This window comes from Methanofollis sp. W23 (assembly GCF_017875325.1).
Lineage (GTDB): Archaea > Halobacteriota > Methanomicrobia > Methanomicrobiales > Methanofollaceae > Methanofollis.
Window position 1 is genome coordinate 2,853,449 of record NZ_JAGGMN010000001.1, and the last position, 16,317, is coordinate 2,869,765.

The window sequence follows — 16,317 nt, forward strand, 5'->3', positions numbered from 1 at the left end:
TCATTTCCTCTTGCTCCGAAGGATCAAAAAAGTCCCCAGTAAGGCAAGGATACTCAGATGGAGACCAAACCCCGGAACGGTCCGACCTGATGGTTCCATCTCCAGATCACATTCGTTCGTCAGATTCTCGAACTCGATTTCACGATGGAGATCTTTATACCCCTCTTTCCTGACGGTGATGTTCTGCCGGTATCCCGGTGCGTTCTCTATCAGGTACCTGCCGTCCTGGTCCGTGGTGTTCGTCACCGTGAGAGGTTCGTTGTCGAGCGTAAATTCCGACTCGAATTCTATCGATGCACCGGCGATCGGGCCGTTGTCCGGATCAGTCACCCTGCCCGAGACGGTGATCGCCGGAGGCGGGGGCAACCCGATGTGGATAGTCACGTTCAGGGTTTTTTCAGCCCGGTTTCCAAGATTATCAGTTGCTATGACAGTTATCGTGTTCTTTCCTGCGGAGACCGGCACAGAGCATGCGAATGTCGTCCCGTTCCCGCACGCAACTTCTCCTGTATTACTCTGAACAACCACATTCCGTATTCCTGAAGGAGCAGAGACTTCACCGACAACTGCAACATGAGGTGGAACGACGTCGATCCAGCCCTCATCTCCTTCACTAGGGGAGGTGACAATGAGATTTATTGGCTCTTCGGGGTGTGCCGTCTGTTCAGAGGGAAGACCGGAGCATACTGCAGGAAGCGTGATGACCATCAGTATGACAATAACCGGGGGTATATGCATTGCCGATCCCTGTCCAAAAAAGAGGGGGGGATCAACCCCACGGCGTGGCGTCGATCGGATCAAGAGTTCCGTCATTGTCATAATCACCCCAACCGATGAACCGCCTGGTGGACGTACTGATTGTTGATGTGTTGTATAAATATCTCATAACGCTGTTGGTTGAAGAAGAACATGAGACATGATTTGTATTGGTGTACATATCGTGCATCGGGCTGACAGCAAGAATACTAGACTGGCCGCAGAACGTCCCAGGTGCCTCATATTCGTCGAGGGCACCATAGAGGTGTAATGATTCATGCTCATAACTCCCGGGAACCGAATTGAACCTTCCCCAGTCTGCCTTACCCCAGTATGAAAGTGCGGTTCTGTCTGCATAACCCTGATCCGGGCCTACCGCATAGCCACCCATATCGTCATGGGTCAAATACAAGAGTATAACCGTATCTGCTCCAGACCAACTTTTGATCGATCTCGCCATGTCATCTGTCGTTCGTCCATCACCGTTGCTATCAGAATAGCCAATATTACTTGCCGCTTCTTCCATCCACCCATTTACTCCCCAGGCATCGCTATTATCACCAGTATTTGCTCCAGAAACAGTTACAGTATAAATCCCGCCTTCGTTGACAGCATTAGCACCTGAAGGCGCTTGTTGTCTTATTTCATGTGTCCCATAATATGCATCATCCAGTGCGTCATCTTGATGTGTGGTGGTCCATGCTCCGTCACTGCTTTGAGTCTGGAAATTCGTGATAATGTAAAGGTAGTACATCTTTCCATGTGCGTAGGGTGCTGACCGAGTACTGGGAGAAATGTAATGCTTGATCTGGTTATCGGGTGGGAAGAAGTCACAGTGATAGTTCTGATGATCCTTCGCAAGTTGTTCTCTGTGCGTCTGGACAAAAGCTACGGTTTGCTCAGTATTGAGCCCTAGAACGGAGCCTAATTCTTTGCCAAAGATGTCCAGATCATGTATGCGGTAATAACCATCGTCCACATCATAATACCTGACCAGTACTTTTTCTTCAAGGTGTTGGGAATATCTCTTGATCTCTTCCTCGGATAAGTCCCATTTCATCTTTTCGTTCCAATAGGTCAGGTAGGTTATTGTACTCTCGATGATCACTCCATCGTCTTTTTCCCTGAGGGACTGTAATTTTTCATCCGATGGTACAACAACCGGCTCCGGTACGGGCACATCGATACCGATGATGTTTGTTTTCTCACATTTTTCGTCGCTGGCGCTCACTAACGGCACCATCGTCACGCTCACCAGCACTACTGCTAGGAGCATGGAGAATGCCCGCGTTCCAATTCTTTTTACCATGTGTCTTTCCTCCATTCTCTCCCAGAGGCAGACGTACACGCTTAAGTAGAGGAGACGCGTACATTCCCTTTGCCTCCGGGCAGTGTGGGGGTCCGTCAGCACCTAGACATTGGCAACGGAACCCTACTGGGGGACCGAATCGGCCTCCACGGCGTCAAATATATTTGTATTAATATATGTAGTTTCTCGCACGATCGTCTAATTGTCGTCGGGATTTCGCTCGCCCTAACGGACATGTATGACCTAAAAAATGTACATGCTGATTTCCCGGATCTCTCGGTAGCCCGTTGGTGTGATAACATTCTCTTGTGCGTCTTCGATCTTCTGCTCCTACACGAGATGGATTGGTCGGTGATCGGACGTGCTGCCTCCTGAAGGAGTGCTCACTCGCGGCTTCCTCGCCGCCCTCCTACCACAAAAAAGAGGAAAATCTGCTCTGTAGAATACCTCACCCTTGGTTCGAGTATGATTCAAACGCCTTCCCACAGCCCCACACCGGAGGCTCAGCCCTCGAAACCCTGGGATGACATGGGTCAGGGAAGGCGGCATGGGCGACCATGACGAGGGCGTTGCCGTCCTCGACCCTATCATGTGGCAGGGTGTGTGCGGGGGGGGGGCGGCCAGCCTCCCACAGAGATGGTCATAGAGAGGATTTACCATGAAAATGATCCAGAAGATCCTCTCTTCAAGTTTGCATGAGATTTTGAACTCGTCATATCACGTTGAAGCCAATACACAGGGGATAGAAAATTCTTCTCATGGATCGGCCGCCCCCATCGACGAGATTTCCCTGCCATCTCGCGCCGGGGGCTCTGCCCCCGGACCCCCCACAGACCGAAGATAGGTGGGGGCGGCGATGGAGCGGTGTTCACACCAGTTCCCCTGTCACAAGGAGAAGGATCAAAGATCCTTCCACACCCAGAGACCTGCGCTATGAAATTTTCATCCCATATGCTTGAGGCGTGCTTTCCTCTCATGAAAAAAATTACTATGAAAATGATCCAGAAGACCATCACTCCAAGATTGCATGGCGATTTTACTCCACCAAACACCTTCTAGACTGATACGCAGAGGACAGATACTCCGTATGAACGATTCTCCCTTTTGCCTTCCCCGCCCAATCGCAATCCCGGGGGTCCGGGGGCAGCGCCCCCGGCACGAAGATGTGGGAAGGCGTGATAGAATGATCAGACGTGCCGCCCCGATCATAGAATCTTCCCCGCTGTCTCGCGCCGGGGGGCGTTGCCGCCCGGACCCCCCACGGACCGAAGATAGGTGGGGGCGGCATGATGCTCGACTTTGATTCACTCCTCGAACGCAAGGATGAGGGTCAAGAATCAATCCAGATCTGATCCGATATTTTCATCCCGTATGCTTGAGGCGTGTTCTCGCCTCATGAAAAATTCTACAGAGCCAAAAAAAGAAGAAAAAAACTCTCAGATAATATGCCCGGGGATATCGTCCTTCAGGTACCAGTCGCAGTACAGACAGTGCAGCCCCCGCTTTGTCACCTCGAACCTGCTCTTGATCGGTTCGTTGGTGTTGGAGATGCACCCTGGATTCGGGCACCTGACCACGCCCAGGAGCACCTGCGGGATCTCGACTCCCATCTTCTCGCAGACCAGGTAGTCCCTGATGATGTTGATCGTGGCATGTGGGGCGATGAGGGCGATGCGGTCGACCTCCTCGGCGCAGAGTTCGCGCTCCTCGATCTTGACGATGTCCTTCTTGCCCGACTTCTCGCTTGCCACATTGGTGGCGATGGAGAGGCACTCGTCGGTCGTCCCGGTGATCCCGAGGATCTTGAGGACATTGAGGGCCTCGCCCGCGGTGATGTGGTCGATCACTGTCCCGTTCCTGATCGGACTGATCTGTAACAGCACCCCTGGTTCCTCTTTCATCTCATCACCTCCAGGAGGAGGGCCATCCTGATCGGGACGCCGTTCCTTGCCTGCTGGAAATATTTTGCGTGCGGGAGGGCGTCGACCCTGGGGTCGATCTCGTCGACCCGCGGCAGCGGGTGGAGGACGATCATCTGCTCCCGCGCTCCCGCGAGGAGTTCTGGGGTGACCCGGTAGCTCGAGGCCACGGCGTAGTACGAGGCCGAGTCAGGGAAACGCTCGCGCTGGATCCTGGTGACGTACATCACGTCGAGGCCCCGCGTGAACTCCTTGATCTCGTCGTGGACCACGATCTCGACGCCCCGCTCGCGCAGTTCCTCGACGACGTTGGGGGGCATCTCCAGGCCCTCGGGGGCGAGGGTGTGGATGGTGACGTCGTACTGCGTGAGGGCGTAGGCGAGCGAGTGGGCCGTCCGCCCGTAGCGCAGGTCGCCGAGGAGCCCCACATCGATCCCTTCGAGCGGCATCGCCTGCCTGATCGTGTACAGGTCGATGAGTGTCTGGGACGGGTGCTGCCCTGCGCCGTCGCCGGCATTCAGGACCGGGACCGAGGCAAACTCGCTGGCCAGTTGGGCCGCCCCTTCCTTGGGGTGGCGGAGCACGATGGCGTCGGCATACCCGCTCACCACCCTGATGGTGTCGGCAAGGGTCTCGCCCTTCACGACCGAACTCGCCTCCACGCCGCCCATGTCGATGCAGGCCCCGCCGAGCCTGGCCATCGCCGCCTCAAACGACATCCGCGTCCTGGTCGAGGGCTCGAAGAAGAGCACCCCGAGGATCCTGTCCTCAAGGGCCTTGTGGTCATAGTTCCCCTCATCGATCGCCGCCGCCCGGTCGAGGAGGGCGTCGATCTCCGCCTTCTCAAACTCCTTGATTGAGATGATATGTTGCCGCATCTTACCGCCTTGCAATCGTGATGTAGCCAGAGTGTCCGACCCGCGTCGACGGTCGTGTGCCGCGTTTGCCCCGCGTCATCTCGCGCTCCATGCACTCATAGGTGTGCACCTCTGAGAAGAGCGTTGCGGCGGCGTCATAGGCCGCCCTCATCCCCTCGATGAAGGGGGTGTAGCAGGCAAGGTAACCGCCAGAGACCAGGAGGGCGTGGGCGCGGGCGACATGCTCGGCCGTGACCGGAAGGTCGAGGTGGACGATCTCGAAGCACGCCTCGCCCTCCACTTCGAGGACGTCGCAGGCCCGCACCTCGACGTTCTCAAGCCCGGCATCCTGGATGTTCTTCTCGGCCCGCTTTGCAAACTCAGGCCTCACCTCGCAGGTGACCACCGTCCGGGCGATCCCGCCAAAATAGATCGCGGCGATCCCGCTCCCGGTCCCCGCGTCCAGGACACGGTCGTTCTTGCTCATTCCGGTATAGGCGATGACCATCCCGATGTCCTTGGGGAGCATCGGGGCCCCGGTCCTGGAGGCATGGGTGAAGAAGTCGGTGGCGCGTGGCCGCCGCACCGTGAACTCGTGCCCGAGGTGGGTGGCGGCGGTGCTCCCGGGCGCCGCCCCGACCAGGGTGGCCAGGTCGAGGATCCCGAGGTCGGTGGAGAGGGTGCCCTCGCCGGCGCGTACATAGTACTCCCGTTTGCTTGAGACAAGGAGCACCCGCTCCCCTGCCTGGATCATGCGCCGGTCAGCCGCAGGATCGCCTCGGCGATATCGCCGTTGGTGGCGGTGAGTGCCTCAAGTGCGGCTTCTGCAGAGGCGTTGGTCTGTGCCATCACCAGTTTGACGTCTTCGTCAGGGATCTCGATGGCCGCAGGCTCGAACCGCGCCTCGCCATTGATCTGGTAGGTGGTGGTCCCCTGCATGAGCGTGGCCACGACCTCGGCCTCGTCGAAGACATAGTTCCCTTTCTCGGTCTCGATGACGACCCGCTTGACGTCCTCAAGCGTCTCCATCTGCATGCCGAGCTGTCTCATCATCTGTTTCATCTTTCTTGGATTGATCTTTCCGCCTGGAAACACGTTTACTTCCCTCCTTTCCGTACCTTTACCGCTACTCCATAATCAAATGCCATCATTTCGTCGCCTGAAAGGGCGGCCTCGCCGGTCCCGAGGAGGTCGTCGCCCTCACGCACCACCAGCACCTCGTCGCCCGGGCGGATCCCTGGGTCGGCGGCGATGACGTGTTTGGCAAAGGCGTTCTTCCCCTGCGCCACGAACTCGGCGGCGTCCTCCATCATCACGACCCGATAGGCCGGGGCCTGGATGCCGGTTTTGAGCCGCCGTGCTCCTTCGATCCCGAGGGTGAACCGTCCGTCCTGGGCCCTGAGGGTGACAAGCCGTTTCTTGTCCAGCATCACCTGTCTGATCCGCCTGGTCCTGGACCTGACGAACCGGCACCCTTCAGGGAAGAGGGCCTCGCCTGCTCCGCGTCCGAACTGGAAGTCGGCGATGGCCCGAACCTGCTCCAGCGCGCGCGCTCCTGATCTTCCTGTCACAACACACAGACTCCTGTTTGCGGGTCCTGCCGTCTCTGCCCCCGCAGGGGCTGGTCGGTCAGTACTTGGGTGTCAGGTGGATTTAACATGTGGGGATGGAGATGGGAGAGCAGGGTGTCGCCATCTGTTCTGGCGGGGATAGGATGGCACAGGCAGGGAGGTCATCCCAAAACTCACTGGTCCTCCTCCTCACCGATTGAGAACAGTGGATGACAATGAAGAGATCCCAGTTTTTTCATCGCGCACCCATGCATCTGTCGCCTTCCCCCTCCCCCCGCCGGGGGCGCTGCCCCCGGACCCCCGGGATGGCGATGGGAACGGGAAGGCAGAATCGATGACCATGACGAAGGGGATGCTGTCCTCGTTCTATCGTGCCGCAGGGGGGTCCGGGGGGCGTGCCGCCCCCCGGTCGAGGAAAGGATTTAGAATTTCTGGAAGGGAGCACTCTGGTTCGATGAGAAGGTTTACTTCCAGAGAGTTTTGGGATATGTTCGAAGACTGATAGGTCTTTGATAGGGTCTCTGGCAAGAAATGATGGGAAGGCACGTCGGTCAGGTTCATCGTAGAATTTTTGCTCAGAGACATTCTCGAACTCGCTGTAGCTCCGTGTCTCGAAAAATTGAAAGTCACTCGATGGCGAGGGGCGTTCACTCTCGCCGGTCGCACTGCCGCCCGATGCAGGCGTCGACCAGGCCGACAAACTCCTCCTCGGCTTCCTTTGGGATGAAGGCCCCTGCGGCGATGGCATGGCCGCCGCCCGCACCGTTGAAGGGTGCGGTCGCCTCGACGAGCGCCGCCTGGAGGTCGACCCCGGCCTCGACCATCTGGTCGGTCGCCCGCATCGAGACCTTGGTGAGGGAGGGGTCTTCGGGGAGCGAGCACATCACCAGGATCGGTTTGTCTGAGTGCAGTTTGGAGAGGGCCATCCCGGCGCCGATCCCGACGACGGTGTCAGGGAAGCGGTCGCCCACGTGGATGTACTGGACGGCGCTGCGTTCTTCCACCCCGGTCCTCAGGATGTAGTGCATCAGGTCCTTGATCGCCGCCCGGTGGTGGGTGAGCATGTGCTCGGCCTCCCTGAAGGCGACGCCCCGGTCACCGGCGCAGACGGTGGCCCCGACCTCTGGCCTGGCCCAGCGCCCGCAGGCATTGAGGAGGGTGGAGAACTCGGCGGCGTTTCGCAGGGGGGTGTGCGGGGTCTCGTCAGGGAAGAGGTAGAGTTCGGCGGTGAGTTTGTCGACGTCCCCGCCGGCGGCGACGACCTGCTCGGCCAGGACCGAGGTGACGGTCCGGCGCTCGCCCTCGTCAAGGTCTTCCCAGACCCGCCACTTGCCGTTCCCGGTCCTGGTCTGGATCCCGTGGCGTTCCAGGAGCCGGCGGGCGCCCCTGGGGTTGCCGGTCACGCCAGGCACCCTGGTCTCGTTGCTGTAGGCAAGGCAGATGTGAAGGGGCCTGGTGGAGATCCCGAAGACATTGAGGTCGCGGCGGGCGGTCACGTTCCCGTACTCGATCCCGTCCGCGGCGATCGCCCTCGCCGGACCGATGAGCCCGCAGTCTTCCCTGGCCATCATGTCCCCGACATTCCCGATGACTGCGAGTTTGGCCAGGTCGCGGTTGTCGGCATCGATCGCCCTGGCGACGAGGTACGCCGCCCCTGCGGCCGAGAACTTGGAGTGGCCGTACGGGAGGGCGTTCACCTGGAGATAGGGGGTATTGGATTCCTGCGAGACGTGGTGGTCGACGATCACCACCTCGTCTGTCGAGAGTCCGTGCTCTTCGAGGAGGTGCTGCTGGCCTGCCCCGAAGTCTGAAAAGACCTTGAGGGTGTCGTCCTGGGGCACGCGGTGCATCATCAAGGGTTCGAGCTGCCTGAGAAAGACCGGGGTCGCCTTCACCCCGGCACGGGTGATGGCCTGCATCAGCACCGAGAGGCTGGTGATCCCGTCGGCGTCGATATGGGAGATGACCGTTACTTCGTCGGCGTCCAGGATCGTGTCTGCAGCTTCGCGCACCTCGCCCTCAAGACTCATGGACTGTATGTACCTTGTCGCTGTCATATAATGCATCGGGTGAAGGGCGGTGGCGGGAAAATCTGGGGACGACACCTCCTCAGATTCATCGATGGTGCCGTCTCGGCCCGATCGCTGTCCCCGGGGTTCTGGGGGCCCTGCCCCAGGCGCGATTGATGTGGGAAGGCGTGAGATCTGAATTCCTGAGACTGGAGATGTGATGATCGGACGTGCCGCCCCCGATCACAGGATCTTCACCGTCGTCTCGCGCCGGGTGGCGAGTGCCCCCCGGACCCCCCACGGAGTGAGGATAGGTGGGGGCGGCCAGATTCAATGTTCCCGCCTGGTGCCCTCTCGCGAGGAGAAGGGTCATGGATCCCTTCAGACTCAGAAGCGCCACTCAGTTTATTGTTCATCGATATGCTTGAGGCGTGCTCTCGACCTGATCGCCCTGAGCCAAAATTATCTATGCAGGAACCACGAAAAAGGACTCTTTGAGAGGATATACTATGGACTTCAGGGAATTGCGGGAGTTTTGCGAGACCGGGACGATCACCCCCGAGCGGATGCGGGCGGTGGACCGGAATACCATGGCCCTCGGGGTCAGCGGTCCCCAGTTGATGGAGGCGGCCGGGCTTGCGGTCACGGCGGCGGTGCGGGAGTCTGCCCCGTCGCGGGTGCTCGTCCTCTGCGGGCGCGGGAACAATGGCGGCGACGGGCTGGTCGTCGCCCGCCACCTCCAGGAGATGGAGGTGGACGTGGTCTATCAGGGATGGGGTTCGGCCACCCCTGGCTTCCTTGCCCAGCTCGCCGCCCTCAGGGCCTGCCCGGTCGACCTCCATGAGGTGCGGATGCCCTCAGACGTCGAGGGCCTTGCCCCCCTCTTCAATGAGGCCGACCTGATCGTCGACGCCATGCTCGGCACCGGGGTCCAGGGGACGCCGCGAGAGCCCCTGGCGACGATGGTCAGGCTCATGAACGCGAGTCCTGCCAGGGTGGTGACGACCGACGTCCCGACGCCAGGAGGGCGCTCAGACCTCATCGTCACCTTCCACCGCCCCAAGGCGCCCGGCGCCCGGGTGGCAGAGATCGGGATCCCGCTCGCTGCGGAGGTCTGCACCGGACCTGGCGACCTCATGATGCTGAGGCCGAAGGGCTCGGCCGCCCACAAGGGTGTGGGCGGCGAGGTGCTCGTCGTCGGCGGCGGGCCCTACCAGGGCGCCCCCTATCTCGCGGGGCTCGCAGCCCTCAGGGCCGGGGCCGACATCGTGCGGGTCGCCTCGCCGGTGGCCCTCCCTGCCCCTGACCTCATCCATCTCCCCCTTGCGGGGGGGCGGATCGGCCCGGAGCACCTGGAGACGCTCGTCCCGTGTGCCGAGCGGGCCGACGTCGTCCTCTGCGGCAACGGCCTGGGGACCGAGAGCCACGAGGTGGTGGCCGCCCTTGCCCCGCATGCCAGAAAACTCGTCCTGGACGCCGACGCCCTCCGCCGCCCCCTGCCCGCGGGGCATGAGACGATCTATACTCCGCATGCCGCCGAGTTTGCAAGGATGACCGGCGTCGCCCTCCCTGACGGACTTGCCGACCGGGCGAGAACGGTGCGGGCCGCGGTGCCTGAAGGGGCGGCCGTCCTCCTCAAGGGTGCGGTCGACATCGTCTCTGACGGCGCGCGCCTCCGCTTCAACCAGAGCGGGTGTCCGGCCATGACCGTGGGCGGGACCGGCGACGTCCTTGCCGGGCTGACCGCCGGGCTCTTCTGCCGTCTCTCCCCCTTCGATGCGGCGTGCCTCGCCGCATACGCGAGCGGTCTCGCCGGTGAGGCCGCCGCCGCCGGGAGGGACGCCGGGATGACCGCAACAGAGATGCTCGAACAGATCCCACAGGTGCTCTATGGTTGAGTTTACCCATATCGCCGATGACCGCGCCCATATGGTCGACGTCTCGGCCAAGCCCGACGTGGTGCGCACGGCGATCGCCGCCGGCCGGATCTACCTGCGTCCAGAGACCCTGGAGGCGATCCGCTCTGGCACCGCGGTCAAGGGCAATGTCCTGGCCACCGCCAGGGTCGCCGCCACCCTCGCGGTGAAGGACACCTCCAGGATCATCCCGATGTGCCACCCCCTCGCCCTTGGCGGGGTGGAGGTCGAGTTCGAGGAGACCGGGGAGGACGCCATCGAGGCGCGGGTCAGCGTCCGTTCGTACGGCAAGACCGGCGTGGAGATGGAAGCCCTCACCGGTGTCTCGGCCGCCCTGCTCACGGTCTGGGACATGGTCAAGTCTGCAGAGAAGGACGAGGACGGGCAGTACCCGGTCACCAGGATCGAGGGGATCAGGGTGATCAAGAAGACGAAGGGCACGGTCTGACCTTTTTTTTGCTCTGTAGAAATCCTCTTGATGAATCTCTCTGCCGGGGGTTTCCACCCCCCTGACCCCCGCCACATGATAGGCCAAGGACGGCACCCCCCTTATTATGGACATTTATTCTGCCTCCCCAATCCCATCGTGGTCCTGGGGGTCAGGAGGATGCGACCCGAGGGAGTGTGAGACGATCTTTGATCTTTGATTGAGCTCCCGGCGCACGTGATGGGAGAAGGCACCCTGATCAGAATGGCCGCCCCCTCAATTGTCAAATCTTCACCTCGTCTCGCGCCGGGGGACCGTGCCCTCCTTACCCCTTCTATGGGGATGGGTGAGGGCGGCGACAGGTGGGGTCTCCCGTGTGCCTGAGGAGAGGGGACCGGATCGGTCCTGGTGTTCGGAACAATAATATCCCCTTGAAGTCTAAGTATACAGAACCACGGGATCCGTCCCGTTGAGGAATGTGGCGCAGAACGCGCCGAACCTGAGGTGAATATCAATGGCAAAGTCAATGTATGCCTACGTCCGCGAGGCGTGGAAGAACCCTGAAACCACCGAGGTCAAGGCCCTCCTCTGGGAGCGGATGCAGACCTGGCGGCGCGAGGGTGCCGTGGTCCGTGTCGACCACCCGACCCGTATCGACCGTGCACGCAACCTTGGTTACAAGGCCAAGCAGGGCGTGATCGTTGTCCGTGCCCGGATCCGCCGGGGCGGCCGGAGAAAGCCCAGATATATCCGCGGCCGCAGGACCGCACGGATGGGGATGCGCAGGATCACCGGCGCAAAGAGTATCCAGCGGATCGCCGAGGAGCGCGCCTCCCGGAAGTACCCGAACATGGAGGCCGTCAACTCGTACTGGGTCGGCCAGGACGGACGCTACAAGTGGTACGAGGTCATCCTCGTCGACGCCAGCCACCCGGCGGTCAGGAACGACCCGGCGTTTGCCTGGGTGATCAACCCCAACCAGCGCGGTCGTGCCGAGCGCGGCAAGACGATGGCCGGTCGGAAGGGTCGTGGCATGCGCCGCAGGGGCAAGGGTACCGAGAAGACCCGCCCGAGCATCCGGTCCCACGCGAACCGCGGAAAGTAATCTCATCTTTATTTTTTTGGAGTGCACCGATGGCGTATGCCGATGCCTGTGTGCATCCTTATCCTTCAGGCGATACCTCCCCCGCCCGCCTTGCCCTTGAGGCTCGTGCATGCGGTCTTGAGATCCTCGTCTCGACTGCAGGGGCAGGGGAGTATTTCGGGGTCAGGGTGGTGAAAGGCGTCCTGGTGCGGGGGCGGACCCCCAGGGACGTCGCCAGGAGCGTACGCCGTGCGCCCCAGGATGCGCTGGTCCTTGTCGAAGGAGGGGACGACGGTTTCAACCGGGCGGTGCTCTCGACCGGGGGGGTCGACGTCCTCAGAGGGATGCACCGGGTCCCGCGGCGGGGCTTCGACTTCGTGGCCGCAAAGACCGCGGCCGACCACAGGGTGGCCGTCGAGATCGACCTTGCCCCCCTGGTCGCCTGCCATGGGCGCACAAGGCAGAAGGTCCTTGGCCGGTATGCCGACCTCCTCGGGCTCCAGCGGAAGTACGCCTTCCCCTTCTGCATCGCCAGCAACGCTCATTCGGTCCTTGACCTGCGGAGCGTGCATGATATGGTGGGGCTCTGTTCCCTTTTCGGGATGGAGAAGGACGAGGTGCATGCCGCCCTCTCCACGGTGGAAGGGCTGCTCGACCGCGAGGAGCAGGTGAGGGTGGTGGAATGAGGGCGAGACCAAAAGCCCTCAGGGCCAAGCGGCGCTATCTCCTGGTGAGGATCCTCCCGCCCTGGCGTGCGGTCGAGCAGAAGGCGCTGTACCTCGCGGTCGCCGAGGCGGTCACCTCCCTCTTTGGGGATGTCGGGGCGGCACGGGTCCAGCCGGCCGTGGTCTTCTCGGCAGGCGAGTACGCGGTCATCCGCTGCCAGCGCGGGTATGAGGACGACCTGGGCGTGGCCTGCGCCACCGTCACCTCGGTCGGAGGCGAACGTGTCTCTGTGCGGACGATTGCGTGTTCGGGGACCATCGCCGCGTTAAAAGCGCGGCTTGACCGGGATTCTGGTCGATTTCGACCTGAAAAGGTGCACTACGGCGAAAAAGAAGTGCCGGCCTTCAGATATGGGCGGCACAAGGTAGATGTGTTACAGGAAGATATTAAAGGAGAGAGCATAGTCTTTTTGACAGATAGTGAGAGTGAGGAGATCTAATGCAGCCACAATATCAGATGGGATATGACCGGGCCATCACGGTGTTCAGTCCGGACGGTCGTCTCTACCAGGTAGAGTACGCCCGTGAGGCAGTCAAGCGCGGGACGACCGCGGTGGGGGTCAAGTGCAAGGACGGGGTGATCCTCCTCGTCGACAAGCGCGTCTCGTCGCGCCTGCTTGAGCCTGAATCGATCGAGAAGATCTACAAGATCGACGACCACATCGGCGTCGCGTCGTCCGGCCTGGTCGGCGACGCACGCCTCCTGGTCGACCGTGCCAGGGTCGAGGCCCAGATCAACCGCGTCACCTATGACGAGTCGATCGAGGTCGAGACCCTGGCCAAGAAGATCTGCGACCATATGCAGGTCTACACCCAGTTCGGCGGTGCACGCCCGTACGGGACGGCCCTGCTCATTGCAGGGGTCTCTGAAGGCGAGTGCCGCCTCTTCGAGACCGACCCTTCGGGGACGCTCCTGGAGTACAAGGCCACCGGGATCGGGATCGGGCGCTCTGCAGTGATGAAGGTCTTTGAGGAGGACTACGACCCTGAGATGAATGTCGAGCAGGGCGTGCACCTGGGACTCAAGGCGCTTCATGCGGCGACTGAAGGAAAGTTCGACGTCCAGACGGTCGAGATCGGGATCATCGAACGTGAGCACCCGGTCTTCCGTAAGATGGGCTCTGAAGAAGTGAAGGCTTTCGTCGAAAAGACCGAGTTTGAGACGACGCCCGGCGAGGAGTGAGTGGTGAGATGATCCCGCTTGACCGGGCAGTCGTGGCGCGTCTGGAGACCCATGGCGAGCGGTTCGAGATCGGGGTCGACCCTGACCTTGCACAGGAGGTGCGGCAGGGCGCAGACGTCCCGATCGACGAGGTCGTCGCTGCAGAGACGATCTTTGAGAACTTTGCTCGTGGGGACCGGGCCTCAGAGGAGACCCTGACCAAGATCTTTGGGACGGCCGAGTTCGAACCGGTCGCCAGGCGGATCCTCACGAAGGGTGAGATCCACCTGACCTCAGAGCAGAGAAAGAAGATGATCGAGGAGAAGCGCCGGCAGGTGGTCACCTTCATCGCACGCAACGCGATCAACCCGCAGACCAAGTATCCGCATCCGCCGCAACGGATCGAGATGGCGATGGAGGAGGCGCGGGTGAGTATCGATCCCTTCAAGTCTGTTGAAGATCAGGTGAAGGTGGCGATGAAGGCCCTGCGCCCGCTCATCCCGATCCGCTTCGAGGAGCTGCGGCTTGCGGTGCGGATCCCTGCAGAATTCGCACCCAAGGCCTATGGGGAGATGCAGTCCTCGGTGACGGTCGAGCAGGAGGAGTGGCAGAACGACGGGTCCTGGATCTGTGTCTGCCGCATCCCTGCCGGGGTCCAGGACGACTTCTTCTCTCTGGTCAACCGTCTCTCCAAGGGCGACGGCGAGGTCAAGGTGCTTGAACAAGTATATTAACCGAGAAGTTTAACCTAGTAAGACATAATCAGGGGTAATCCAGAATGGCGAGGCGTAACCAGAAGGCAAAAGGTAAAGTCACCGGGAGTGCCGGCAGGTTTGGACCGCGGTACGGTAGGTTCATCCGTAAGAGAGTCCAGCAGGTGGAGAAAGTCCAGAGGGCGACCCATACCTGTCCGCGCTGCGACCATGTCGCGGTCAAGCGGGTCGGCACCGGGATCTGGGAGTGCCGCAAGTGCGGGTTCAAGTTCGCCGGCGGTGCCTATACGCCGCAGACCCCGTCGCTCCGCGTGGCGCTCAGGACGATCGAGCGCGCAATTGAACTCCAGGAGTAGACGCCGTGGCGAGCGGATATAAGTGTGCACGGTGCAAGCAGAAGGTGGAGATCGATATCGACTCCGAGGGGCGCAAGCAGATCCGCTGCCCCTACTGCGGGCACCGTATCCTCTTTAAGGAAAGAGGGGCCGGGATCAAAGAACTGAAGGCTCAATGACCGTCGTCACCACCTCGAGAAAGGCGGCGCATGAACTGCGGGCACTTGCCCGGCACCTCGCCTTTGCGACCGGTGCCAGGTACCTGCCCCGCGGGAAGACGGGACTTGCGGCCCTTGGAGAGGAACCGGCGGTCATTTTTTCGCGTGAACACGGCAGGGTCCGGTTCCAGGTCGTCGAAGAAGGGACGATCGTTTTTGAGATATTGGTCAGGAAGGTCACCATCTCTCCACGGGAGGGACCGATCGTCCGGACGCTCCGGGTCTCTGACCAATCGGTTTATGATGTCGTGAAAAGATATTGTGAAGCAGAACTGGTCGAGGCCACAGAGTCGTTCGTCGTCTATGACGGCCAGCAGAAGATGCGGGTCGTCCTTGAGGTGGAACCCGATGCATGAGGCGGTCTTTTCATGTAAAACACCTGCCGCGCCTCTCCTGTACCAGGCCCTCGCCCCTGAGGCCGGGGAGGTCGCGGGCTCGCGTTCGCGCGAGGCGGTCACTCTCCCTGACCCTGAGACGCTGGTGCTTACGGTGCAGGCCGAGGACGTCCATGCCCTGCGGGCGGCGCTGAACATGTGGCTCCGGCTGATCAATGTGGCAGATGAAATCCAGGAGATGATCAGGCATGAGTAGTAATATTTCCCCGAAGGTGCAGCAGCAGGTGGCGATGCTCCAGCAGATCCAGCAGCAGCTCCAGACCGTGGTCGGGCAGAAGACCCAGTACGAGATGGCAGTGAAGGAGACGAACCGTGCGGCTGAAGACCTCAAGGAGGTCGCCGACGACGCCCCGGTCTTCGTGAACGTGGGCACGGTCATGATGCAGCAGGAGAAGGAGAAGGTGCTTGCCTCGCTCACCGAGAAGGCCGAGACGCTTGGACTGCGGATCACGTCGCTGGAAAAGCAGGAGAAGGTGCTGCAGAAGAAGTTCGAGCAGCTCCAGGCCCAGATCCAGCAGGCGGTCGGCGGGCCGCAGCAGGCGGCGTAAGTCCGTCTCTTTTTTTTGGTTTTTTTGGCTCTGAACGTATCCCCAGACTCTTCTAGGGGTGCACATCATCTTGAACTGAAGTGTTTTGTTCCTGAGCGTCCGAACCCTGTCCTCCACCAGGGGGTGTGCCGCCTCCTCCTGGCCCCTGGAGATGAAGAGTGGCGGAGGATTGTGTCCTGTCTTCATGATCATCGTTCTGCCTTCCTGACCCTCTTGTCATCCCGGGGGTGGGGGGGGGGGCGCCCCCCCCCCCCCCCCCCCCCCCCCAGGGGGGGGGGGGGCCCAAAAAAAAAAAAAAAAAAACGTGTTGGACGCCCCGCGGGGGGACGGGGGGGGGGGGGGGGGGTATTAAAAAAACACCACCACAGGGTGA

At 61.0% G+C, this 16,317-nt stretch carries 20 protein-coding genes; 12 read left to right on the top strand and 8 right to left on the bottom strand.

Features of this window, described 5'->3' with window-relative positions; genetic code table 11:
- The 8 genes from J2129_RS12535 to J2129_RS12570 form a co-directional block, all read right to left on the bottom strand.
- Positions 1–819 (bottom strand): carboxypeptidase regulatory-like domain-containing protein, encoded by an 819-nt coding sequence (locus J2129_RS12535; RefSeq protein WP_209631177.1) that lies wholly within the window; start codon positions 817–819, stop codon positions 1–3.
- On the bottom strand, positions 770–2,104 hold the full coding sequence (locus J2129_RS12540; protein ID WP_209631178.1) for a hypothetical protein: 1,335 nt from the start codon (positions 2,102–2,104) through the stop codon (positions 770–772). The genes J2129_RS12535 and J2129_RS12540 overlap by 50 nt, the downstream gene beginning before the upstream one ends.
- A gap of 1,397 nt (positions 2,105–3,501) precedes the next feature.
- A complete protein-coding gene (gene pyrI / locus J2129_RS12545; protein ID WP_209631179.1) occupies positions 3,502–3,966 on the bottom strand; it encodes an aspartate carbamoyltransferase regulatory subunit in 465 nt (154 codons plus the stop codon).
- The gene (gene pyrB / locus J2129_RS12550; RefSeq protein ID WP_209631180.1) at positions 3,963–4,862 is read right to left on the bottom strand and encodes an aspartate carbamoyltransferase; all 900 of its coding nucleotides are present in this window, start codon (positions 4,860–4,862) and stop codon (positions 3,963–3,965) included. The genes pyrI and pyrB overlap by 4 nt, the downstream gene beginning before the upstream one ends.
- 1 nt (position 4,863) lies before the next feature.
- A complete protein-coding gene (locus tag J2129_RS12555; RefSeq protein ID WP_209631181.1) occupies positions 4,864–5,595 on the bottom strand; it encodes a methyltransferase domain-containing protein in 732 nt (243 codons plus the stop codon).
- Positions 5,592–5,936: a nascent polypeptide-associated complex protein gene (locus tag J2129_RS12560; RefSeq protein WP_209631182.1), complete on the bottom strand. Its 345-nt coding sequence runs from the start codon at positions 5,934–5,936 to the stop codon at positions 5,592–5,594. Before J2129_RS12560 ends, J2129_RS12555 begins: the two co-directional genes overlap by 4 nt.
- 2 nt (positions 5,937–5,938) lie before the next feature.
- Complete coding sequence (locus J2129_RS12565) at positions 5,939–6,412, bottom strand: PUA domain-containing protein (RefSeq protein ID WP_348632327.1); 474 nt, start codon at positions 6,410–6,412, stop codon at positions 5,939–5,941.
- A gap of 647 nt (positions 6,413–7,059) precedes the next feature.
- Positions 7,060–8,442, bottom strand: coding sequence for a DHH family phosphoesterase (locus tag J2129_RS12570; protein ID WP_209631183.1), 1,383 nt, complete (start codon positions 8,440–8,442; stop codon positions 7,060–7,062).
- Positions 8,443–8,930: 488 nt separating this feature from the next.
- Between J2129_RS12570 and J2129_RS12575 the strand changes: the two genes are divergently transcribed.
- The 12 genes from J2129_RS12575 to J2129_RS12630 all read left to right on the top strand — a co-directional run bounded on the left by J2129_RS12575 (position 8,931) and on the right by J2129_RS12630 (position 15,944).
- Entirely contained in the window at positions 8,931–10,319 is a 1,389-nt protein-coding gene (locus J2129_RS12575; RefSeq protein ID WP_209631184.1) for an NAD(P)H-hydrate dehydratase, read from the top strand.
- Positions 10,312–10,785 (top strand): cyclic pyranopterin monophosphate synthase MoaC, encoded by a 474-nt coding sequence (moaC, locus tag J2129_RS12580; RefSeq protein ID WP_209631185.1) that lies wholly within the window; start codon positions 10,312–10,314, stop codon positions 10,783–10,785. Before J2129_RS12575 ends, moaC begins: the two co-directional genes overlap by 8 nt.
- A gap of 493 nt (positions 10,786–11,278) precedes the next feature.
- Entirely contained in the window at positions 11,279–11,869 is a 591-nt protein-coding gene (locus tag J2129_RS12585; protein ID WP_209631186.1) for a 50S ribosomal protein L15e, read from the top strand.
- 29 nt (positions 11,870–11,898) lie between these two features.
- Complete coding sequence (locus J2129_RS12590) at positions 11,899–12,534, top strand: RNase P subunit p30 family protein (RefSeq protein ID WP_209631187.1); 636 nt, start codon at positions 11,899–11,901, stop codon at positions 12,532–12,534.
- Positions 12,531–13,013: an Rpp14/Pop5 family protein gene (locus tag J2129_RS12595; RefSeq protein WP_209631188.1), complete on the top strand. Its 483-nt coding sequence runs from the start codon at positions 12,531–12,533 to the stop codon at positions 13,011–13,013. Before J2129_RS12590 ends, J2129_RS12595 begins: the two co-directional genes overlap by 4 nt.
- Positions 13,013–13,756 (top strand): archaeal proteasome endopeptidase complex subunit alpha, encoded by a 744-nt coding sequence (psmA, locus tag J2129_RS12600; protein ID WP_209631189.1) that lies wholly within the window; start codon positions 13,013–13,015, stop codon positions 13,754–13,756. The genes J2129_RS12595 and psmA overlap by 1 nt, the downstream gene beginning before the upstream one ends.
- A gap of 8 nt (positions 13,757–13,764) precedes the next feature.
- A complete protein-coding gene (locus J2129_RS12605; protein ID WP_209631190.1) occupies positions 13,765–14,469 on the top strand; it encodes a ribosome assembly factor SBDS in 705 nt (234 codons plus the stop codon).
- 44 nt (positions 14,470–14,513) lie between these two features.
- Positions 14,514–14,804 (top strand): 50S ribosomal protein L37ae, encoded by a 291-nt coding sequence (locus tag J2129_RS12610; protein WP_209631191.1) that lies wholly within the window; start codon positions 14,514–14,516, stop codon positions 14,802–14,804.
- A 5-nt stretch (positions 14,805–14,809) separates the two neighbouring features.
- Positions 14,810–14,962, top strand: coding sequence for a DNA-directed RNA polymerase subunit P (locus J2129_RS12615; protein ID WP_209631192.1), 153 nt, complete (start codon positions 14,810–14,812; stop codon positions 14,960–14,962).
- A complete protein-coding gene (locus J2129_RS12620; RefSeq protein ID WP_209631193.1) occupies positions 14,959–15,357 on the top strand; it encodes a hypothetical protein in 399 nt (132 codons plus the stop codon). The genes J2129_RS12615 and J2129_RS12620 overlap by 4 nt, the downstream gene beginning before the upstream one ends.
- A complete protein-coding gene (locus J2129_RS12625; RefSeq protein ID WP_209631194.1) occupies positions 15,350–15,592 on the top strand; it encodes a KEOPS complex subunit Pcc1 in 243 nt (80 codons plus the stop codon). The genes J2129_RS12620 and J2129_RS12625 overlap by 8 nt, the downstream gene beginning before the upstream one ends.
- Positions 15,585–15,944 (top strand): prefoldin subunit beta, encoded by a 360-nt coding sequence (locus J2129_RS12630; protein ID WP_209631195.1) that lies wholly within the window; start codon positions 15,585–15,587, stop codon positions 15,942–15,944. The genes J2129_RS12625 and J2129_RS12630 overlap by 8 nt, the downstream gene beginning before the upstream one ends.
- The last annotated feature ends 373 nt before the right edge of the window (positions 15,945–16,317 follow it).